General features: G+C 66.5%; 22 protein-coding genes. 14 read left to right on the top strand and 8 right to left on the bottom strand.

Going from position 1 to position 20,588, the window contains the following annotated elements; all coding sequences use genetic code 11:
* Positions 1-14: 14 nt before the first annotated feature.
* On the top strand, positions 15-1,049 hold the full coding sequence (locus FGK63_RS12525; RefSeq protein WP_138842718.1) for a glycosyltransferase family 4 protein: 1,035 nt from the start codon (positions 15-17) through the stop codon (positions 1,047-1,049).
* A 113-nt stretch (positions 1,050-1,162) separates the two neighbouring features.
* Entirely contained in the window at positions 1,163-2,185 is a 1,023-nt protein-coding gene (locus tag FGK63_RS12520; RefSeq protein WP_138842716.1) for an aspartate-semialdehyde dehydrogenase, read from the top strand.
* 57 nt (positions 2,186-2,242) lie between these two features.
* On the opposite strand, the gene FGK63_RS12515 is transcribed toward FGK63_RS12520, so the two are convergent.
* The 3 genes from FGK63_RS12515 to FGK63_RS12505 are packed head-to-tail and all read right to left on the bottom strand — an operon-like array spanning position 2,243 to position 4,245.
* Complete coding sequence (locus FGK63_RS12515; RefSeq protein ID WP_138842714.1) at positions 2,243-2,554, bottom strand: P-II family nitrogen regulator; 312 nt, start codon at positions 2,552-2,554, stop codon at positions 2,243-2,245.
* Between the two features lie 4 nt (positions 2,555-2,558).
* Positions 2,559-3,536 carry a sodium-dependent bicarbonate transport family permease gene (locus FGK63_RS12510; RefSeq protein ID WP_138842712.1) on the bottom strand — a complete coding sequence of 326 codons (978 nt, stop codon included), beginning with the start codon at positions 3,534-3,536 and terminating at the stop codon, positions 2,559-2,561.
* 58 nt (positions 3,537-3,594) lie between these two features.
* The gene (locus FGK63_RS12505) at positions 3,595-4,245 is read right to left on the bottom strand and encodes a carbonic anhydrase (protein ID WP_138842710.1); all 651 of its coding nucleotides are present in this window, start codon (positions 4,243-4,245) and stop codon (positions 3,595-3,597) included.
* 145 nt (positions 4,246-4,390) lie between these two features.
* Between FGK63_RS12505 and FGK63_RS12500 the strand changes: the two genes are divergently transcribed.
* The 3 genes from FGK63_RS12500 to FGK63_RS12490 all read left to right on the top strand — a co-directional run bounded on the left by FGK63_RS12500 (position 4,391) and on the right by FGK63_RS12490 (position 6,961).
* A complete protein-coding gene (locus FGK63_RS12500; protein ID WP_138842708.1) occupies positions 4,391-4,780 on the top strand; it encodes a hypothetical protein in 390 nt (129 codons plus the stop codon).
* Between the two features lie 64 nt (positions 4,781-4,844).
* A complete protein-coding gene (locus FGK63_RS12495; RefSeq protein WP_138842706.1) occupies positions 4,845-6,227 on the top strand; it encodes a leucyl aminopeptidase family protein in 1,383 nt (460 codons plus the stop codon).
* Positions 6,224-6,961 (top strand): C40 family peptidase, encoded by a 738-nt coding sequence (locus tag FGK63_RS12490; RefSeq protein ID WP_138842704.1) that lies wholly within the window; start codon positions 6,224-6,226, stop codon positions 6,959-6,961. The genes FGK63_RS12495 and FGK63_RS12490 overlap by 4 nt, the downstream gene beginning before the upstream one ends.
* Here FGK63_RS12490 and FGK63_RS12485 read toward each other — a convergent pair.
* The 3 genes from FGK63_RS12485 to FGK63_RS12475 all read right to left on the bottom strand — a co-directional run bounded on the left by FGK63_RS12485 (position 6,958) and on the right by FGK63_RS12475 (position 9,453).
* Positions 6,958-7,308: a DUF2794 domain-containing protein gene (locus FGK63_RS12485; protein WP_138842703.1), complete on the bottom strand. Its 351-nt coding sequence runs from the start codon at positions 7,306-7,308 to the stop codon at positions 6,958-6,960. The two genes, FGK63_RS12490 and FGK63_RS12485, sit on opposite strands and share 4 nt — an antisense overlap.
* Before the next feature lie 127 nt (positions 7,309-7,435).
* A complete protein-coding gene (locus tag FGK63_RS12480) occupies positions 7,436-9,088 on the bottom strand; it encodes a Y-family DNA polymerase (RefSeq protein ID WP_138842701.1) in 1,653 nt (550 codons plus the stop codon).
* 77 nt (positions 9,089-9,165) lie between these two features.
* Positions 9,166-9,453 carry an I78 family peptidase inhibitor gene (locus FGK63_RS12475; protein ID WP_138842699.1) on the bottom strand — a complete coding sequence of 96 codons (288 nt, stop codon included), beginning with the start codon at positions 9,451-9,453 and terminating at the stop codon, positions 9,166-9,168.
* 130 nt (positions 9,454-9,583) lie between these two features.
* On the opposite strand from FGK63_RS12475, the gene FGK63_RS12470 reads away from it, so the two are divergent.
* Both FGK63_RS12470 and FGK63_RS12465 read left to right on the top strand, forming a co-directional pair.
* Positions 9,584-10,696, top strand: a complete 1,113-nt coding sequence (locus tag FGK63_RS12470) for an S-(hydroxymethyl)glutathione dehydrogenase/class III alcohol dehydrogenase (RefSeq protein WP_138842697.1) — start codon at positions 9,584-9,586, stop codon at positions 10,694-10,696.
* The gene (locus FGK63_RS12465; RefSeq protein ID WP_138842695.1) at positions 10,697-11,437 is read left to right on the top strand and encodes an NYN domain-containing protein; all 741 of its coding nucleotides are present in this window, start codon (positions 10,697-10,699) and stop codon (positions 11,435-11,437) included.
* On the opposite strand, the gene FGK63_RS12460 is transcribed toward FGK63_RS12465, so the two are convergent.
* Positions 11,434-12,051, bottom strand: coding sequence for a TetR/AcrR family transcriptional regulator (locus FGK63_RS12460; protein ID WP_138842693.1), 618 nt, complete (start codon positions 12,049-12,051; stop codon positions 11,434-11,436). The genes FGK63_RS12465 and FGK63_RS12460 overlap by 4 nt on opposite strands.
* Before the next feature lie 128 nt (positions 12,052-12,179).
* Here FGK63_RS12460 and mbfA point away from each other — a divergent pair, with 128 nt between their 5' ends.
* The 6 genes from mbfA (at position 12,180) to FGK63_RS12430 (ending at position 18,107) form a co-directional block, all read left to right on the top strand.
* The gene (gene mbfA, locus FGK63_RS12455; RefSeq protein WP_138842692.1) at positions 12,180-13,154 is read left to right on the top strand and encodes an iron exporter MbfA; all 975 of its coding nucleotides are present in this window, start codon (positions 12,180-12,182) and stop codon (positions 13,152-13,154) included.
* Positions 13,155-13,199: 45 nt separating this feature from the next.
* A complete protein-coding gene (locus tag FGK63_RS12450) occupies positions 13,200-14,129 on the top strand; it encodes an AEC family transporter (RefSeq protein ID WP_138842690.1) in 930 nt (309 codons plus the stop codon).
* 102 nt (positions 14,130-14,231) lie between these two features.
* On the top strand, positions 14,232-15,065 hold the full coding sequence (fghA, locus tag FGK63_RS12445) for an S-formylglutathione hydrolase (RefSeq protein ID WP_138842688.1): 834 nt from the start codon (positions 14,232-14,234) through the stop codon (positions 15,063-15,065).
* A 3-nt stretch (positions 15,066-15,068) separates the two neighbouring features.
* Positions 15,069-16,544: a Si-specific NAD(P)(+) transhydrogenase gene (gene sthA / locus FGK63_RS12440; RefSeq protein ID WP_138842686.1), complete on the top strand. Its 1,476-nt coding sequence runs from the start codon at positions 15,069-15,071 to the stop codon at positions 16,542-16,544.
* Complete coding sequence (locus FGK63_RS12435; protein ID WP_138842684.1) at positions 16,541-16,996, top strand: YaiI/YqxD family protein; 456 nt, start codon at positions 16,541-16,543, stop codon at positions 16,994-16,996. Before sthA ends, FGK63_RS12435 begins: the two co-directional genes overlap by 4 nt.
* 202 nt (positions 16,997-17,198) lie before the next feature.
* Entirely contained in the window at positions 17,199-18,107 is a 909-nt protein-coding gene (locus tag FGK63_RS12430) for an ornithine cyclodeaminase family protein (protein ID WP_138842682.1), read from the top strand.
* Here the strand turns inward: FGK63_RS12430 and FGK63_RS12425 are convergent, their stop codons facing one another.
* The gene (locus tag FGK63_RS12425) at positions 18,108-19,349 is read right to left on the bottom strand and encodes an MFS transporter (RefSeq protein WP_138842680.1); all 1,242 of its coding nucleotides are present in this window, start codon (positions 19,347-19,349) and stop codon (positions 18,108-18,110) included.
* Between the two features lie 148 nt (positions 19,350-19,497).
* Between FGK63_RS12425 and zapE the strand changes: the two genes are divergently transcribed.
* Entirely contained in the window at positions 19,498-20,556 is a 1,059-nt protein-coding gene (gene zapE, locus FGK63_RS12420) for a cell division protein ZapE (protein ID WP_138843349.1), read from the top strand.
* Positions 20,557-20,588: the final 32 nt, after the last annotated feature.

Genomic DNA, 20,588 nt, shown 5'->3' with positions numbered 1-20,588 from the left:
GTCAGGAGAAGCAAGTGAAAGACGCCCGCGTCATCGCCCCGAACCTCAAGCGCCGGCTGTCGGGCGTGACGGCGACGATCGCCCGGCTGGTGCCCTTGCAGAACCGGTGGATAGAGATTGCCGCGACCGGCCCCGGGCTGCCCGCGGACGTGCCGCATATTCCGCTGGCGAAGATCCCGTTCCTGCCGCGCCGCACGACGCGGGTCTGGCACGCACGGCGCAATACCGAGATGCTGTTGGGCCTGATCCTGCGCGGCCTGTTCCGGATGCGGCTGAAGCTGCTGTTCACCAGCGCCTCGCAGCGGGCGCATACGGGCTATACCAAATGGCTGATCGGCAGGATGGACGCGGTGGTGGCCACCTCGCGCAAGACCGCCGGGTACCTGGATCGCGACGCCCGCGTGATCCTGCACGGGATCAACCTTGAGAACTTCACCCCGCCCGAAGACCGCGCGGCGCTGCGGGCGCGGCTGGGCCTGCCGGACGGCGTGCTGCTGGGCTGCTATGGCCGGATCCGGCACCAGAAGGGCACCGACGCCTTCGTCGATGCGATGATCGGGCTGTGCGGCCGGTTCGATGACGTGTCGGGCATCGTCATGGGGCGGGCGACGGAAAAGCACGCCGGTTACCTGACCGATCTGAAACAGCGCGTCGCCGAGGCCGGTCTGGCCGACCGCATCCTGTTCAAGCCCGAAGTCACGGTCGATCGCATCGCCGAGTGGTACCAGGTGCTGGACCTCTTCGTCGCGCCGCAACGCTGGGAAGGGTTCGGGCTGACCCCGCTGGAGGCGATGGCCTGCGGCGTGCCGGTGGTGGCGACCGATGTCGGCGCGTTTTCCGAGATCGTGACCGACCCGTCGCTGGGCCGGGTGGTGCCGCCGGACGACATTCCGGCCCTGACCGAGGCGGCGGCGGAAATGCTGGGCGACCGCGATTCCCTTTTGCGCGCGGGCAAGGCGGTGCGGGCGCATGTGGAGCGGCATTTCGACATCGAGGCCGAGGCCAAGGCCCTGGTCGAGGTCTACCGCGCGCTGCTGGACGCGGCCTGAGACACCGCGCCACGTCTGAAATCGGCGTCAAAGGCGGAAATACGCCCCCGCAACCCCTTTTTTCTTCCGGAAAGGGTGTTATGAACGCGCGTCCTTAACTCAGGAGACAAGACATGGGCTATCGCGTCGTCGTCGTCGGCGCCACGGGCAACGTGGGCCGCGAAATGCTGAACATCCTGGCCGAGCGCCAGTTCCCGGTGGATGAAATTGCCGTTCTGGCAAGCCGAAAATCCCTGGGCACCGAAGTCAGCTTTGGCGACAAGACCCTGAAGACCAAGGATCTGGCGGCCTTCGACTTCACCGGCTGGGACATCGCGCTGTTCGCCGTGGGCTCGGCCGCGACCAAGGATTACGCCCCCAAGGCGGCGGCCGCGGGCTGCGTGGTGATCGACAACTCGTCGCTCTATCGCTACGACGCGGACATTCCGCTGATCGTGCCCGAGGTGAACCCGCAGGCGATCCACGGCTACGCCAAGAAGAACATCATCGCCAACCCGAACTGCTCGACCGCGCAGATGGTGGTGGCGCTCAAGCCGCTGCATGACCGCGCCAGGATCAAGCGCGTGGTGGTTTCGACCTATCAGTCGGTGTCGGGCGCCGGCAAGGAGGGCATGGACGAGCTGTGGGATCAGACCAAGGCGGTCTACAACCCGATCAACGAGGTGGAGCCGAAGAAGTTCCAGAAGCAGATCGCCTTCAACGTCATCCCGCATATCGACGTCTTCATGGAGGACGGCTCGACCAAGGAAGAGTGGAAGATGGTCGTCGAGACCAAGAAGATCGTCGATCCCGCGATCAAGGTCACCGCGACCTGCGTGCGCGTGCCGGTCTTCGTCGGCCATTCGGAATCGATCAACATCGAATTCGAGGATTTTCTGGACGAGGACGAGGCCCGCGACATCCTGCGCGAGGCGCCGGGCATCATGGTGATCGACAAGCGCGAGGCGGGCGGCTACGTCACGCCGGTGGAATGCGTCGGCGATTTCGCCACCTTCATCAGCCGCATCCGCCAGGATCCCACCATCGAGAACGGCCTGAACCTGTGGTGCGTGTCCGACAACCTGCGCAAGGGCGCGGCGCTGAACGCGGTTCAGATCGCCGAGCTTCTGGGCCGCGAGGTCCTGAAGAAGGGCTGACCGCGCCGCAGCGACGTTCATGATCGAGGGGCATCCGCCGGATGCCCCTTTTTCGTTTCAGAACCGCTCGGCCCGCAGAACCTGGCAATTGGTGACGCTGACCACGCCGATATGGCGGTCCACCACGGCAAAGGCGGCTTCGAGCAGCGCATCCAGCCGTTCCGGGCGGATGATGCAGATCACCTGCACCATGCCGCTGGCGCGGCTGACCTGGCCCGACCGGCTCCATTCGCCGGACCGGCCGGATCCGCCGAAGACCGGCAGGATCGTGAACCCGGTCACGCCGGCCGATTTCAGCGCCTCGGTGAGGCGCGATTGCATCACGGCTTCGATGGTGATCTCAACCCGTTTCGCGTCATGTGTTTGCATAAGGTCAGCCTCCGGTCACGGTGCGGGCCACCGCCACGTAGATCGGCAGGCCCAGGGTCAGGTTGAAGGGGAAGGTCACGCCCAGCGACAGGGTCAGGTAGATCGACGGGTTGGCCTCGGGCACCGCGACCCGCATGGCTGCGGGCACCGCGATGTAGGAGGCCGAAGCGCCGAGGACCATCATCAGGACGGTTCCGCCGGTGGACAGGCCCAGCAGCAGCGCGCAGGCCAGCCCCGCCGAGGCGCCCAGCACCGGCATCAGCACGCCAAAGGCCAGCAGGCCGGGTTTGATCAGCCCGCTGCCGCTGCGCAATCCCCGCCCGGCGACGATGCCCATGTCCAGCAGGAACAGGCACAGCACGCCCTTGAAGGGGGACACGACGAAGCTGCTGATCTCGGCCAGCCCCTCTTCGCCGGTCGCCCATCCGATCGCGAACGAGCCGACAAGCAGGACGATGGAGCCGTTCAGGATGATCTCGCGCCACAGGTCCGAATCCATCTTGCGGTCGCCGCCCCCGCGGGAGATCAGCCACAGCGCGGACAGGATCGCCGGCGCCTCCATCGCGGCGGCCACGGCGACCATGTAGCCTTCGTAGATCAGGCCCTGGCTTTCCAGGACCGAGGTTCCGGCGACGTAGGTGACGATCGAGATCGAGCCGTAATGCGCCGCCACCGCGCCGGCATTGAGGCGGTCGAGGTCGGTCAGCACCTGCAGCAGGAAGAAGGCCACCAGCGGCAACAGGGCGGAAAGCAGCACGCCGGTCAGCAGCGACAGACCCAGGGTGGCGTCGATCCCGTGCGAGGCGACGCTGACGCCGCCCTTGAAGCCGATGGCGAAGAGCAGGTAGATCGACATGCCCTTGGCGATGGCTTCGGGGATAGACAGGTCCGACCGCGCCAGCGAGGCCGCCAGCCCCAAGGCAAAACTCAATATGACTGGCGACAGCAGGTTGTCTGCCGTCAGCGAGAGTATCTGATCCATGCGCGCGTCCCCAATTTGAACTCACGTTCAAATAACGAGGTACGCGAAAAATGAAAGATCAGACCGGAACAAATTTTCCCGTACCCGGTTCCAGGCACTCCAGCCCGCCTTCGCCGATGTCGGTCCAGAGACCGTGCAGGCTGAGGCTGCCGTCCTCGACCGCCGAGGCGATGAAGGGGAAGGTCATCAGGTTTTCGAGGGATGCCACGACGGCCTGTTTCTCGAACTGGCGCGCCTGTTCGGCGCCGTCCTGGACATCGGCCACCAGATCGAATTTCGGTTTCAGGATGTCCATCCAGCGCCCGACGAAGCTTTCCTTGGCCTCGAGCTGCGGCGCGTGGCCCTTGCACATGTCGATGCAGCCCTGAACGCCGCCGCATTGCGAGTGCCCCAGAATGATCAGGTGCGCCACCTTGAGCGCGGTCACGGCGTATTCGATCGCGGCGCTGGTGCCGTGGTGGTCTCCGTCCGGTTCATAGGGCGGCACCAGATTGGCGATGTTGCGATGGATGAAGAACTCGCCCTGATCGGCGCCGAAGATCGACGTGACATGGACCCGGCTGTCGCAGCAGGAAATCACCATGGCGCGCGGGCGCTGCCCTTCGTCCGCCAGCCGGCGGTACCAGACCTGGTTCTCGGCATAGGTCGTGGCTTTCCAGCCGTGATACCGCTGCGCCAGGTAGTTCGGCAAAGGCCGGGCAAATTCCATTCCCGCATCCCCCGTTTGTTTTCTGAAGGCTCGTCTAGCTCGAATTGAGGGAAAATTCGAGACATTATCAATACCCAAGGCAACGTTTTGCGAACGCCTGCGACGACAGGATGCACCTGTACCGTGGGGGTGCGCAAAAACAGGGGTGAACGGGGTGGAAAAGGTCATCACACTCGAACAGAAGGAATCCGTCCGGCTGGACCCGGAGCGGCTGGGCAGCCTGTACCGCCGGCTTGGCGACAGCGACGCCGAAGACGTGGTCTGCCGCGCGATCGAGGAACTGGCGGTCCGGCTGTCGAACTGCGAGCGGATGTGGCGGCGGCAGGATTGGGCCGAGCTGCGCAAATGTGCGCGGTCGCTGGTGGCGATATCCGAGCAGATCGGCATGACGGTCCTGGCGCGGGTCGCGGGCGACGTGTCGGGATCGGTGGACGCGGGCGACCATGTCGCCACCAGCGCGACGCTGTTCCGTCTGATCCGGGTGGGCGAACGGTCTCTGAGCGCGGTCTGGGATCAGCGGGACCTTTCGGTCTGACGGGGGTTGCAGGCGCGCAGGCGCAGAGTAGTCTGGGCCGCGACCAAACCGAGGTGATCCGCCCATGTCCCTGACCTTCGCCGCGCCGTCGGACGGCGCATTGCCCCTGCACGTAATCGAATCGACCGGGCTGGAGGCCTGGCTGGACCAGCACGGGCCGGATGTCCGGTCCTGGATCGAGGCCAATGGCTTCACCGGCGCGTTGGGTCAGGTTCTGCTGGTGCCGGGGCCGGGCGGCGCGCCGGAATTCGCCCTGGCGGGCTACGGCGATGCGGCCAGTCGGGCGCGCAAGCGGTTCCCGCTGGCCGCGGCCGCCGAGGCGCTGCCCAAGGGGGACTATCGCATCGCGTCCGGGGTTGCGCCCGAGGCGCTGGAGGTCGAAGCGTTCGGCTGGCTGATGACCGGCTACGCCTTTGACCGCTACAAGACGCAAAACAAGGCCAAGGCGGGTTTGGTGGCGCCCGAGGGCATCGACGCCGCGAGGATCGAGGTGCTGGCCCGCGCCGAGGCGCTGATACGCGATCTGGTCAACACGCCCGCGGCCGACATGGGGCCGGAGCAACTGCAGGCCGCCTGCGAGGATATGGCGGCGGAATTCGGGGCCTCGTGCGAAACCGTCGCCGGTGACGGGCTGCTGGAGCGGAACCTGCCGATGATCCACGCGGTCGGGCGGGCCGCTGATCGGGCGCCGCGCCTGGTCGAGATGAACTGGGGGACATCGGGGCCGAAACTGACCCTGGTCGGCAAGGGCGTGTGTTTCGACACCGGCGGGCTGGACATCAAGCCGGCCGTGGCCATGGCCCTGATGAAAAAGGACATGGGCGGGGCGGCGAACGTTCTGGGTCTGGCGCGGATGATCATGGCGCTGAACCTGCCGCTGCAACTGCGTGTGCTGATCCCCGCGGTCGAGAACGCGGTGGCCGGAAACGCCTTTCGGCCCGGCGACATCCTGACCTCGCGCAAGGGACTGACGGTCGAGATCAACAACACCGATGCCGAAGGGCGGCTGGTGCTGGCGGATGCGCTGGCGCTGGCGGATGAGGGCGCGCCGGATCTGGTGGTGTCTATGGCGACGCTGACCGGCGCGGCGCGGGTGGCCGTCGGCGCCGATCTGGCGCCGTTCTACACCGATGACGATGGCGCCGCGCTGGCGCTGAGCCGTGCGGCGGCGCGGGTTGCCGACCCGGTCTGGCGGCTGCCGTTCCACGAACCCTACGAGACGCAGATCGAACCGGGGGTCGCCGATCTGGACAATGCACCATCGGGCGGGTTCGCGGGGTCGATCACGGCGGCGCTGTTCCTGCGCCGGTTCGTCGGGGACAGCGCCTACATGCATTTCGACATCTATTCCTGGCAACAGACCAAGGAGCCGGGCCGCAGCAAGGGCGGGCTTGGGCAGGGGCCCCGCGCTCTGCTGGCGGCGCTGCCGGAGATGCTGAACCTATGACGGCGCGCCGCGTCATCGCGCCGGTCGTCGATCTGCTGCGCCATCCGGACGGGCCGCGCGACCGGCAGCTGCTGTTCGGCGACACGGTGCAGGTCAGCGAGGAACGGGACGGGTGGTGCCGGCTGATCGCGGACAAGGACGGCTATCCGGGCTGGGTCCGGCCGGATGCGCTGGGGCCGGTGCGGCGCGCGACCCATTGGGTCAGCGCACCGGCGACGCATGTCTACGAACGGCCCGACATGAAAAGCCCCGATCGGATGTCGCTGAGTTTCGGCAGCCGTCTGTCGGCGATTTCCGAGACCGGGACATTCGTCGAAACCGACGCGGGCTTCGTGCCCAGACCGCATGTGGTGGAACAAGGCACGGTGCTGCCGGATCCGGTCGCGGCGGCGGCCTTGTTTCTGGGCACGCCCTACCTGTGGGGCGGCAACAGCAGATTCGGGCTGGACTGTTCCGGGCTGGTGCAGGCGGCCCTGCTGGCCTGCGGCATCCCGTGCCCCGGCGACAGCGGCGATCAGGAGCGCGCCCTGGGCAGCGCGCTTGCGCCCGACACGCCGCCCCGGCGCGGCGACCTGATGTTCTGGAAAGGCCATGTGGCCTGGGTCGCGGACGCCGGAACGCTGCTGCACGCCAACGCCCATCACATGGCGGTGCAATACGAACCCCTGACAGAGGCCCTGGCCCGGATCGAGGCGCAGGGCGACGGGCCGGTCACGGCCCACAAAAGGCTCTAATCAGGGTCTACCGGGCGGATCAGCTTGCGTTCGAGAACCCGCAGCACCGCGCGCAGATCCGGCCCGCGTTTCAGGATGCGCCCGTCCATGCCGACGACCGAGTACATGCCCTGCCGCTGCCGCAGGCGGGGATGCTTTTCGACGCGGTAGATCGGGTGTTCGGCGCTGCGGCGGAAAATCGAGAACACGGCCATGTCGCGCAGGTTCGAGATGCCGTAGTCGCGCCACTCTCCCGAAGCGACCATCCGGCCATAGACAGAGAGGATCAAGGACAATTCGCGCCGGTCGAACGCGACCTGCATCTGGGCCGGACCCGTTGGCAACGGGCTGGGTGGCTGCATGTTCATATCTCAAGCCTTGCCAGAATTTTTCTCCAAATCAAGCCTGATGCGCTCAGATCGCCTGCAGTTGAGGCGCCGCGATCACGCGGCGGCGGGGCTTTTTCCGCTCGGCTCGCCATCTTTTTTCGGCGCTTCACGCGAAACTTCCCTGGCAGAACCAGCCCGCGGACATGGTTCCGCCGTGGCCGTAGAACAGCCACAACCGGTCGCCCTGTTCGGTCACGACCGTCCAGTAATCGCGCACCCCGCTGCGCCAGTCGGGGTCGTCCAGCCACCATTCCGGGGCGATCCGCTCGGGGCCGGTCGCCTGCGCCAGCCGCCAGTCGCGCCCGCGCCAGCGGAAGGTTTGCGGGACATCGGGCGTATCCGGCGCCGTCACCGGCTCGGGCCGCCACAGCAGCAGGGGCCGGGGGCGCGGCGGGACGGGCCAGTCGCGCGCCGGCTCCGACCAGGCGGCGGCCAGGGTCTGCGCGGTTTTCTCGGGGATGTGCGAGGCCGCCGGGTGGCGGCGGGTGATCGCCTCGAGCCCGATCCGCGCGCCCAGCTTTCCGAGCAGGTCATCGACCGCCGTGCTGCCCGCCAACCGCTCGCGCACCGCGCGGCTGGCCTCGGCATGGCCGGTGAGGGTGCGGGCATGGACCGGCTCGGTCCGCACCGCCACCAGGCGCAGCATGTCGATGCCGAAGCCGGCGTCGATCTTGTCGATTTTCATCTCTAACAAAGGGCGAATGCGGTGTTTGTCGAAGGAGGGGCGGGCCAGCCCGACCTCGGCCACCTCGGCGGCCTGGTCGGTGCGGTGCGCCTCGAGCCGCAGGGCGCGCGCGCCGCGCCCCTTTTCCTCGAGCCGGGCGCAGAGCGCTGGCAGCATCCGGTCGATGGCCGCCATCACGTCCTCGGTCAGCCCGATCGGGTTGGGCAAGGTCATCCGCACCGCGAAGTGATGCGGCGGCCGGGCGGGCGAGACCGGTTCCGGCGCGCTGCCCATGGCCTGGTCCAGCCGCAGCACCAGGCCCCGGCCGAACCGCCGGGCCAGGCCGGCGCGCGGCTGGCCCAGCAGGTCGCCGATCCGCCGCAGGCCCAGCCGGTTCAGCTGCGCCAGGGTGTGGTCTTCGAGCCTGAGCGCGGCGATCGGCAGCGGGCTGAGCGCGCCATAGGTCTGCCCCGGCGGCGCGATCCGGGCGCCGCCGCCCGGCGCCGCCACCTGCGGCGCGGCGCCCCCCCTGGTCCAGTGCCGCCGCTTGCCGGCGCGGGCGCGGGTGGCGCGGGCCTCTTGGGCAATGGCGTCGCCGTTGCGGTCCGATGCGGCCTCCTGCCCGGCATAGCGCGCCAGGGCCCAGGCCGCGCCCAGCGTGTCGGCAATGCCCATCTGCACGCCGAGCCCCATGTCGGCGCAGTCGGTCTCGATCACGTCCAGCAGGGCCGCTTCGCCGCCGAACAGATGCGCGCAGCCCGACAGGTCGACGACCAGCCCGTCCGGCGCCTCTTCGGCGACCCAGGGGCTGAACTTGCCCGCCCAGCGCCTGAGCGCCGACAGGAACGCCGCCTCGGCGGGGGCGTTGCGGGGGCGGGTGACGAGGGCCGCGCACATGGCATGGGCGTCGCGCACCGGCTGGCCCACGCGCAGACCGGCGGCCTGTCCTTCGGCGTTCAGCGAGGTGATGACCTGCATGTTGGCCTGTTCCGCCACGACGGCCAGCGGGCCGGACTGCAGGCCGCGTGCGGCCCGCACCAGCCGTTCCGCCCCGAGGCGGGGGAACCAGAGCGAGAGTATTCGGCGTTTCGGCATCGGGCAGACATCAAGATGTTCCTATTTTGTTCTTACCCGAGAATCACCGGCCGAGTCGAGGGCCGCAGAGCTGCGGCTCAACCGCAGGTCAGGCGCTGGATCACCCCCGATCCGTCCACGAAAACATTCAGCCGGTCGACCCGGTAATCCTGTGTGGCGATGTCGTCCGGACCCAGAACCCGCGCCTTGTCGGGCAGGCTCGACTGTATGGTCGAAACCGGCTGTCCCACCGAATTCGCGAAGCTCTCGCCCTTGCAGAAGGCCAGATCGACCGGCGCCGGCTCGGGCGCTGCCACGCTTTCGACCGGAACCTGCGTGTCGGTGCAGGCGGCCAGGGCGGTCAGGATCAGGACAAAACGGTACATTGGCGTTCCTTTCTCCGGTCGTGTCGGTTCTGGAATGTCATGGGCCGGCCCAAACTGTCACGAAACGGGAGTTGAAAACACCCTGCAATTGCCGCAGGGTCGTGCGAAATTGACAGGGAGACATAGCAACATGCGTACTCGTGCCGCCGTTGCCCTTCAGGCGGGCAAGCCCTTGGAAGTGATGGATGTGAACCTCGAAGGCCCCAGGGCCGGCGAGGTTCTGGTCGAGATCAAGGCCACCGGCATTTGCCACACCGACGAATTCACTCTTTCGGGGGCCGATCCCGAAGGGCTGTTTCCCGCCATCCTCGGCCATGAAGGCGCGGGCGTGGTGGTCGAGGTGGGCGAGGGCGTGACCAGCCTGAAGCCCGGCGACCACGTGATCCCGCTTTACACGCCCGAATGCCGCGAATGCGAATACTGCCTGCACCCCAAGACCAACCTGTGCCAGGCCATCCGCGAGACGCAGGGCAAGGGCCTGATGCCCGACGGAACCTCGCGCTTCTCGACGCTGGATGGCGATCCGATCCTGCATTACATGGGCTGCTCGACCTTCTCGAACCACACGGTTCTGCCCGAGATCGCGCTGGCCAAGATCCGGCCCGACGCGCCCTTCGACAAGGTCTGCTACATCGGCTGCGGCGTCACCACCGGCATCGGCGCGGTGATCAACACCGCCAAGGTCGAGATCGGCAGCCGCGCCATCGTCTTTGGTCTGGGCGGCATCGGCCTGAACGTGATCCAGGGCCTGCGCCTGGCCGGGGCCGATCAGATCGTCGGCGTCGACATCAACCCGGACAAGGTGCCGATGGCGCAGAAATTCGGCATGACCGATTTCGTCAACCCGGCCGAGGTCGAAGGCGATTTGGTGCCCTATCTGGTCAACCTGACCAAGGGCGGCGCGGATTACACCTTCGACGCCACCGGCAACGTGCAGGTGATGCGCGCGGCGCTGGAATCGGCCCACAAGGGCTGGGGCGAGTCGATCATCATCGGCGTGGCGCCGGCCGGGGCCGAGATCAGCACCCGCCCGTTCCAGCTGGTCACCGGGCGCAGCTGGCGCGGCACCGCCTTCGGCGGCGCGCGCGGACGCACCGACGTGCCCAAGATCGTGGACTGGTACATGGACGGCAAGATCGAGATCGACCCGATGATCACCCACACCATGCCGCTTGATGACATCAACAAGGGCTTCGACCTGATGCACAAGGGCGAGAGCATCCGCAGCGTGGTGATCTACTAAGTGGCCGATCCCGTTCCCCTGCTGGCTGTCCTGATCGACGCCGACAACACCTCGCCCAAATTCACCAAGGCGATCTTCGACGAGATCGCGACCCTGGGCGAGGCTTCGGTGCGGCGCTGCTATGGCGACTTTTCCAGCCAGCAGATGAGCGGTTGGAACAGGGTCCAGGCCGAATTCGGCCTGGTGCCCCACCATCAGCCGGCGAACACGGTCGGCAAGAATGCCAGCGACATCGCGCTGGTGATCGACGCGATGGACCTGATGCATTCCGGCCGGTTCGACGGTTTCGTCCTGGTCAGTTCGGACAGCGATTTCACCCGGCTGGCCAGCCGCATCCGCGAACAGGGGCTGGACGTGTTCGGCATGGGCCAGATGAAGACGCCCGACGCCTTCCGCAAGGCGTGCAAGCGCTTCATCTTTCTGGAAAACCTCACCGGTCCCGAAGATGAGGCCGCCGGCCCGGACGGTGCCAAGACCGGTGCCGAGCCCGCCGCCAGGAAACTGCCGGCCAGCAAGATGCGCGAAGCCCGCGACCTGGTGATCAAGGCGATGGATTCGATCGATCAGGAGGACGAGTGGTACACGCTGGGCAGCATCGGCCAGCGGATCGTTGCGGCCAATCCCGACTTCGACACGCGCAGCTATGGCAAGCGCAAGCTGTCCGACCTGGTGACCGCGCTCAAGATCTTCGAAACCAAGCGCGGGCAGGGCAACCAGTTGATGGTGCGCCGCAAGGATTAAGCGCCGTAGCGCGCCATGAACGTGTCCACCGCCTGCAGCGCGACTTCGTCGATCTCGGCCTGGGTGAAGCTGTTCTGGATGCCGAAGGCAGCCCGCGTCCAGAGCCGGGTCTTGCACAGTTCCGAGAACTGTTCGGCCGCCATCGGAATGTCCGCGATCACCAGTTCGCCCGCGGCGACGGCCTTTTCCAGGTAGTCGCAGAGTTGCCTTTGCCCGTTCTCGGGACCCGCGGCGTAGAAGGCGCGGCCCAGTTCGGGAAAGCGGTCGCGTTCGGCCATGCAGATCCGGAACACCTTCTGCGCGAAATCCGAGACCAGGAACCCGGTGAGCTGGGTGGCGGCGATGGTCAGCACCTCGCGCGCCGGCTTGGTCTCGTCGATCATCGACAGAATGCGTTCGGACATCAGCCGGCACTCGGTCTGCGCCACCTCCATGAACAAAAGCCGTTTGTCCGGGAAGTAGCTGTAGAGCGTCGCCTTGGAGACGCCCGCCGCGCGGGCGATGTCATCCACGTTGGCGCCTTCGAACCCGTCCCCCATGAACACTTCGCGCGCACCGCGCAGCACCTGGTCGAATTTCCGTCCGGTGCGAAGGATTGTGGCGGATTGCGTCATGTCGTCCCCTGAGATATTCGGTTTTTCAAATTTATAAACCGTTTGGTTCAGTTTCAACGATTCGCGCGTTCTGTTGCATGATCTAGCGCAACCGCTATCTTGGAATTGTTCTAAACAAGGGGCAGGGAATGCGGTTTTTAACGCAACGCAAACACTTCCGCGATCTGACCGAGCAGGAGGTCATCGCGCTGGCCATATCCTCGGAAGAGGATGACGCGCGGATCTACCGCTCCTATGCCGAGATGCTGAGATCCGACTATCCCGCCACCGCCAGGATCTTCGACGGTATGGCCGTCGAGGAAGATCAGCACCGCGCGCGGCTGATCGCCCTGCACGAGGCGCGGTTCGGCCCGGTGATTCCGCTGATCCGGCGCGAGCACGTGGCGGGATATTACGCGCGCCGCCCGGTCTGGCTGGTGGAAAACCTGGGCATCGAGCGCATCCGCGCCGAGGCCGAGGCGATGGAGCGGGACGCGGAACGGTTTTACCTGGCCGCCGCCGCGCGCACGTCCGATGCCGCAACCCGCAAGCTGCTGGGCGACCTGGCCGCCGCCGAGGCGGGGCACCAGGCCACCGCCTCGCATCTGGAGGAGACCCATCTCGACGAGGACACCCGCGCCGACGAGGATGCCGCCTCGCACCGGCAGTTCATCCTGACCTGGGTGCAGCCGGGCCTTGCCGGGTTGATGGACGGGTCGGTGTCCACGCTGGCGCCGATCTTTGCCGCGGCCTTTGCCACGCAGGACACCTGGACGACATTTCTGGTCGGCCTCGCCGCCTCGGTCGGGGCCGGGATCTCGATGGGCTTCACCGAGGCGGCCTCGGATGACGGCGAACTGTCGGGGCGAGGTTCGCCGGTCAAGCGGGGGCTGGCGTCGGGCGTGATGACGACGCTGGGCGGGCTGGGCCATGCGCTGCCCTACCTGATCCCGGAATTCTGGACCGCCACCGTCATCGCCTTCATCATCGTGTTCTTCGAGCTTTGGGCGATCGCCTGGATCCAGAACAGGTACATGGAAACTCCCTTCTTCCGCGCCGTATTCCAGGTGGTGCTTGGCGGCTCGCTGGTGCTGGCGGCGGGGATCCTGATCGGCAGCGGCTGAGACTGGAACCTTGCGGATCGGTAAAATCATGTTACCAGTTCCGCCATGGTCGATATCTTCCTCCGGACTCTTCCCTTCTTCGCGATCATCGGCCTGGGTTACTGGGCCGGGCGCAGCCGGTTCTTCAGCGAAGAGGCGACCGCCTATCTGACGAAGTTCGTGTTCTACTTCGCCCTGTCGGCGATGCTGTTCCGTTTCGCCGCCACCTTGCCCTTTGCCGAGATCTTCAACGGCCGGCTTGTGGTCGGCTATCTGATCGGTACGGCGGGGGTCTATCTTCTGGCGACGCTTGTCGCCTATCTGCGCGGCCTCGACATCCCGACCGCCGCGGTCGAAGCGCAATGTTCGGCCATCGGCAATGTCGGATTTCTGGGCCTGCCCATGCTGGCCATGCTGTTCACCGAAGCGGCGATCGGACCCGTGATGCTGGTGCTGACGGTCGATCTGGTCGTCTTTTCGTCGCTGATCGTCATCCTGATCAATGGCGGGCGGGACGGCAAACTGACGGCGAACACGCTGCGGCTGATCGGCCTGGGTTTGGTCAAAAACCCCATGATAGTGTCTATCTCGGCCGGTCTTGCCTGGTCGGCGCTGCGCCTGCCCGTCCCGCCGCCGCTGTTCGATTTCCTCACCATTCTGGGCGGCGCCGCCACGCCCGGGGCGCTGTTCGCGATCGGCGCGTCGCTGGCCAGCAAATCCGCCGAGCGCGTGCAGATCGCGGCCTGGCTCAGCTTTTGCAAGCTGGCGGTTCATCCCGCCCTGGTCGCGGTGGTGCTGCTGTGGCTGATGCCGATCGACGCCTTTCCCGCCGCGGTGGCGATCGCCGCCGCCGCCCTGCCAGTTGCGGGCAACGTCTACATGCTGGCTGCGCATTACGGGGTGGCGCCGCACCGCGCCTCGGCCGCGATCCTGCTGTCCACGGTCGCCAGCATCCTTACGGTGCCGCTGGTGATCGCCTGGGTCGGGGTTCCCTGAGCTTTTCGGGGCAAAAGCGTCTCTGTCGCAGGTTCCCGCACTTTACGCCACGGCCTCGGCCCGTTAGCCATGGCGCAAATCCCCAAGCAAGGACCTTGCCAGATGGAAACCCTTTCGGAGAACACCTGTTTCGGCGGCGTTCAGGGCGTCTACCGCCATACATCCGCCGCCTGCCACTGCGACATGACCTTCGGCCTGTTCCTGCCCGCCGAGGCGAGGGACGGCCCGGTGCCGGTGCTCTGGTATCTCTCGGGCCTGACCTGCACCCACGAAAACGCCATGACCAAGGCCGGCGCCCAGGGCTGGGCCGCCGAGCAGGGCATCGCGCTGGTCTTTCCCGACACCTCGCCGCGCGGCGAGGGCGTTGCGGATCATGAGGATTACGATCTGGGCAAGGGCGCGGGTTTCTACGTGAACGCGACGCAGAAACCCTGGGCCCCGCATTTCAACATGTGGGATTACGTCGCCGAGGAACTGCCGGCCCTGCTGGCCGAAAACTTCGCCATCGACGGCGAGCGGCAGTCGATCACCGGTCACTCGATGGGCGGGCATGGCGCGCTGACGCTGGCGATGAGCCTGCCGGGCCGCTACCGCTCGGTCTCGGCCTTCGCGCCGATCGCGAATCCGACCGCCAGCGATTGGGGCCGCAAGCAGCTGCGCGCCTATCTGGGCGAGGACGAGGCGGCCTGGGCGCGGCACGACTCGACGGTTCTGATGAAGGAAAAGGGGTTCGACGGCCCGATCCTGATCGACACCGGCACCAGGGACCAGTTCATCGACCTGCTGCGCCCCGAGGCGCTGGCGCAGGCCATCGCGGAGCGCCGGCAACAGGCCGTCAACCGGCTGCAGCCGGGCTACGACCATTCCTATTTCTTCGTTTCGACCTTCATGGAAGATCACGTCGGCTTCCACGCCGAAGCGTTGTACGGGGATTGAAGCATGGGCAAGTACGACTACGACCTCATCATCATCGGCTCCGGTCCCTCAGGCCGGGCCGCGGCGATCCAGGCCGGCAAGCTGAAACGCCGGGTTCTGGTCATCGACCGCAAGGACCGGCTGGGCGGGGTTTCCGTCCATACCGGCACGATCCCCTCGAAGACCCTGCGCGAGACGGTTCTGAACCTGTCGGGTTGGCGCGAGCGCAGCTTTTACGGCCGGTCCTACCGGGTCAAGGACGAGATCCGGGCCGAGGACCTGAAGGCGCGGTTGCACATGACCCTCGATTACGAAGTCGACGTGCTGGAGCATCAGTTCAACCGCAACCATGTGGACACGCTGAACGGGCTGGCCAAGTTCATCGGGCCGCACGAGATCGAAGTGGCGACCGAGGCCGGGGACACGACGCGCCTGACGGCCGCCAAGTTCCTGATAGCCACCGGCACCAAGACCTACCGGCCCGACTACGTGCCCTTCAACGGCAAGACCGTGGTGGACGGCGACGATTTCCTGGAGATGGATGAGATTCCCCGCTCGCTGGTGGTGATCGGGGCGGGCGTGATCGGGGTGGAATACGCCACCATGTTCTCGGCGCTGGACGTGCGGGTGACGCTGATCGAACCGCGCGAGACCTTCCTGGATTTCATCGACCGCACCCTGATCCAGGAATTCACCCACGAGATCCGGGAAAACGGCGTCGATCTGCGCCTGGGTTCCGCGGTCGAAAAGATCGAGGATGCGGGCAGCCATGTCGAGGTCAGCCTTGCCAACGGCCGCCACGTTCGGGCCGAGATGCTGCTGTTCGCGGCCGGGCGGATGGGCATGACCTCGGCCCTGAATCTCGACGCGGTCGGGCTGGAAACCGATCACCGCAACCGCATCAGCGTGGACCGCAAGACCTATCAGACCGCGGTGCCGCATATCTATGCCACCGGCGACGTGATCGGGCATCCGTCGCTGGCCTCGACCGCGATGCAGCAGGGCCGGGTTGCCGCCTGTCACGCGCTGGAGACGCCGACGTTGCCGGAAAGCCCCTGGTTTCCCTACGGCATCTACTCGGTCCCTGAAATGTCCACCTGCGGCATGTCCGAGGAAGAGCTGCAGGAACGCGGCATTCCCTACGAGGTTGGCGTGGCGCGGTTCCGCGAAACCTCGCGCGGGCACATCATGGGGCTGGAGCACGGCATGCTGAAGATGCTGTTCTCGCTCAAGACGCGCCGCGTGCTGGGGGTCCAGATCGTCGGCGAAGGCGCGACCGAACTGATCCACATCGCCCAGGCGGTGCTGAACCTGAAGGGAACGGTGGATTATTTCGTGCAGAACACGTTCAACTACCCGACGCTGGCCGAAGCCTACAAGATCGCCGGGCTTGACGCCTTCAACCGGATGCCGATCCCGGACGAGTTCAAGGTGCGCAAGAAGCCGGAGGAAGCCGAGGCAAAACCGATACCGGCCGCCAAGAAGGCCCAGAAGGCGTGACGACGGTTTTCGTCGATGCCGATGCCTGTCCTGTCAAGGCCGAGGCCGAGCGGGTGGCGACACGGCATCGGCTGCGCATGGTGCTGGTCTCGAACGGGGGTTTGCGGCCCTCGGCCAATCCGCTGGTCGAAGTGGTGATCGTGGCGGAAGGGCCGGACGAGGCCGACAAGTGGATCGCCGAACGCAGCGGCAGGGGGGATGTGGTGATCACTTCGGACATCCCGCTTGCGGCCAGGTGCGTCGAGGCCGGGGCGCGGGTGCTGCGCCCCAACGGCGAGGCGTTCACCGCGGCCAATATCGGTCAGCAACTGGCGATGCGCGACCTCATGGCAGATCTGCGCGCGGCCAATCCGCTGGGTGCGGGCGGCAGCGGCAAGGCGTTTTCTAAGGCCGACAGGTCGCGGTTTCTGGACGCGCTCGAGCGCGAGATCCGGGCCGCGATGCGCGGCTGAGGGGCCGCGGGAAGCGGTGATTTGCGTTGGGCCGCGGTTCCGGCTTGATCATTCCCGCCGGGCTTGGTTCAGTCGGCCTCGACACTACTGACTGCTTGGAACCGGAAATGGCCCGGGGCTGGCAGACGCATCACGTCCGGCGCATGCAGGGCCGGGCCGATCGTCTGAGTGCGACGGGCCTGTCGACCGAAAGCGAGGCCGCATGAGCATCACCCACATCCCCTTTGCCGAAGGCGAGGCCAATCTCGACTGGCTGGAACTGGCCGGCGCGCTGGCGGACGGGCATGACCTGCCCAAGGCCGAGATCGGCGACACGTTCCTGTACCGTGATCCGGATACGCTGCTGTCGCGGGCGGCCTGGATCGACGGGCTGGGCATGGCGGTCAAGACCGCCACGATCTTTCCCCGCAACCCGGATCGGGGCGCGCCGATGATCAACGGTTCGGTCTGCCTGTACGACGATGCCGACGGGGCGTTGTCGGCGCTGGTGGACTTCCACCTGGTGACGAAATGGAAAACCGCGGGCGACAGCCTGCTCGGCGCGCTGCGGCTGGCCAACCCTGACAGCCGCGAGATCCTGATCGTCGGCGCCGGCACGGTCGGCGGGTCGCTCTGCGCGGCGTTCAGGGCGGGCTTTCCGCAGGCGAAGCTGCGCTTGTGGAACCGGACCCGGTCCAAGGCCGAGGAACTGGCTGCCAGCCTGCACGATGTCGATGTCGCGCCGGACCTGCCCGAGGCGGTGAACCGGGCCGACATCATCGTGACCGCCACCATGTCCACCGACCCGGTGATCAGCGGCGAATGGCTGCGCCCCGGGCAGCACCTGAACCTGATCGGCGCCTACAGGCCGGACATGCGCGAAGCGGATGACCAGGCCCTGACGCGTGCGCGCATCTTCGTGGACAGTTTCGACACCACCGTCGATCACATCGGCGAGATCAAGACGCCGCTGGCCGAAGGCGTCATCCAGCGGTCCGACCTGGTGGCCGATTTCTACGATCTCGGCTCGTTTTCCTACGATCCGGCGGCGATTTCGCTGTTCAAGAACGGCGGCGGCGCGCATCTGGACCTGATGACCAGCCGCTACATCCTCGACAAGTGGCGGGGCTGATCAGGCGGGCACCGCCGCGCCGGCGCGTTTCTCGCGGATCGGCAGGTGGACGATGGCGCTGAAGGCGCCGACGCCCACGCCGACCCACCAGACCATGGTGTAGTCGCCGTAGAGGTCATACATGCGGCCGCCCAGCCACACGCCGAGGAAACCGCCGATCTGGTGGCTGAGGAAGACGATGCCATAGAGCGTGCCCATGTAGCGAAGCCCGTAGAGATGCGCGACCAGGCCCGAGGTCAGCGGCACCGTGGCCAGCCAGAGGGAGCCCATGACGATCGAAAAGACGATCACCGAGGCCGGCGTGATCGGCAGCAGGATGAAGGCCGCGGCGACGACGGTCCGGGCCGTGTAGATGCCGGCGAGCAGGTATTTCTTGGGGAAATGGTTGCCGGCCCAGCCCGCCGCCAGCGTTCCCGCGATGTTGGAGAGACCGACGAGCGAGATCGCCACGGCTCCCAGCGCCGAGGTCGTCGTGATCCCCATCGAGTGCAGAACGCCGCCCGGCTGGATCGGTCCGCACATCTCGGTCACGAAGGCCGGGAAATGCGCGGTGATGAAGGCCAGCTGGTAGCCGCAGCTGAAAAAGCCGAGAAAGATCAGGGTGTAGGACGGATCGCGAAAGGCCCGTGTCAGGATCTGGCCCATGCTCTCTTCCAGTTCCTTCCTGTCGGCCGGCGCAGGGGCGCGCATGAACGGCAGGGTCAGGACCAGCGTCAGGATCACGGCGGCAAAGACCAGGAACACCTGCTGCCATGGCAGGAAGGTCAGCATCCACTCGGCCGTCGGCGCGCCGATCACCTGGCCGACGCTGCCGGCGGCGGTGACGATGGCCAGCGACATCGAGCGGTTCCGGTCGGACGAGGCGCGCCCGACCACGGCCAGAACCACCCCGAAGCCGGTCCCGGCGATGCCGAAACCGACCAGCCAGGCATACATCTGATGGGCGAAAGGCGTGACCGACCAAGCTGTCAGGACCATGCCGGCGGCATAGGTCAGCGCGCCCAGAATGATGGCGCGCCGGTCGCCGACCTTTTCGGCGATCGCGGCAAAGATGGGCTGCCCGATTCCCCAGGCCAGGTTCTGGATCGCGATCGCCATCGAGAACTCGGTGCGCAGCCATCCGAATTCGTCGGCAATCGGGATCTGGAACACCCCGAACGAGGCGCGCACCGCGAAGCTGACCGTGATGATGATGCAGCCGACGATCAGAACTGGGGACAACAGGCGGGCCGAACGGTCCATGATTTCTCCGGGGATTGGGGTGGCGAAGACCCTAGTGGCATTTCGCCGGGCGTCAATTCAGGAGTTTTGATTGCACAGTTAAGGAAATTTGATGCGCGCTTCGCCTTGTCGGCTTTCCAACGCATCGGCGCGGCGCTATGGCTCGGGCATGACTGACGTGGTTTCCCTGTATTCAGAGCGCGTTGCCGGGGGCGTTCTGACCGCCGACCCGGTGCAGCAGGCCGTGCTGCCGGAATTCGAGCGCATCCGCGCCGCGCTGGCGGCGCCGGTCAAACGCGGGCTGTTCCGCAAGGCCCCGCCGCCGCCCAAGGGGCTGTACCTTTGGGGCGGCGTCGGGCGCGGCAAGTCGATGCTGATGGATCTTTTCGTCGAGACCCTGGGCGACGTGCCGGTGCGGCGGGTGCATTTCCATGCCTTCATGCAGGAGATCCACACGAAGATGCACGCCGCGCGGCAGAAAGGTGTCGAGGATGCGCTGGCCCCCGTCGCGGCGGAGGTGGTCAAGTCGGTCAGGCTTTTGGCCTTCGACGAGATGCAGATCACCGACATCACCGACGCGATGATCGTCGGCCGCCTGTTCGAGTTCCTGTTCGAGGCGGGCGTGGTGGTGGTGACGACCTCGAACCGGGTGCCCGACGACCTGTACAAGGACGGGCTGAACCGGCAGCTGTTCCTGCCCTTCATCAAGCTCATCAAGGAGCGGCTGGTGGTATGGGAAATGGCGTCGCCCACCGATTACCGGCAGAACCGGCTGGAAGGGGCGCAGGTCTATTTCACGCCGATCGGGCCGGAGGCGCGCGAGAACATCCGCGCCGTGTGGCGGGATCTGTCCGGCGGCCCGGCCGAGCCGCTGACGCTGCACGTCAAGGGGCGCGAAGTGGTGCTGCCCGCCTTTCGCAACGGCGTGGCGCGGGCGTCGTTCTATGACCTGTGCGGGCGCATGCTGGGGGCCGGCGACTATCTTGCCATCGCCGACGAGGTGAAGGTGCTGGTGCTCGAGGACATCCCCCGCCTGTCGCGCAACAACTTCAACGAGGCCAAGCGGTTCGTGACCCTGATCGATGCGCTGTACGAGGCCAGGGTGCGCCTGATCTGCTCGGCGGCGGCCGAGCCGGAAATGCTCTATGTCGAAGGCGAGGGCACCTTCGAGTTCGAGCGCACCGCATCGCGCCTGCGGGAGATGCAGGACAAGGACTGGGGCAAATAGGCCGGCGTTGCCCCGAGACGCCTCGGAGCAGC

The sequence above is a fragment of the Ruegeria sediminis genome (assembly GCF_005938215.1).
GTDB classification, from domain to species: Bacteria; Pseudomonadota; Alphaproteobacteria; order Rhodobacterales; family Rhodobacteraceae; genus Ruegeria; species Ruegeria sediminis.
The sequence above is the reverse complement of the archived record's forward strand: the minus strand, read 5'-3'. Positions and strand labels throughout refer to the sequence as shown.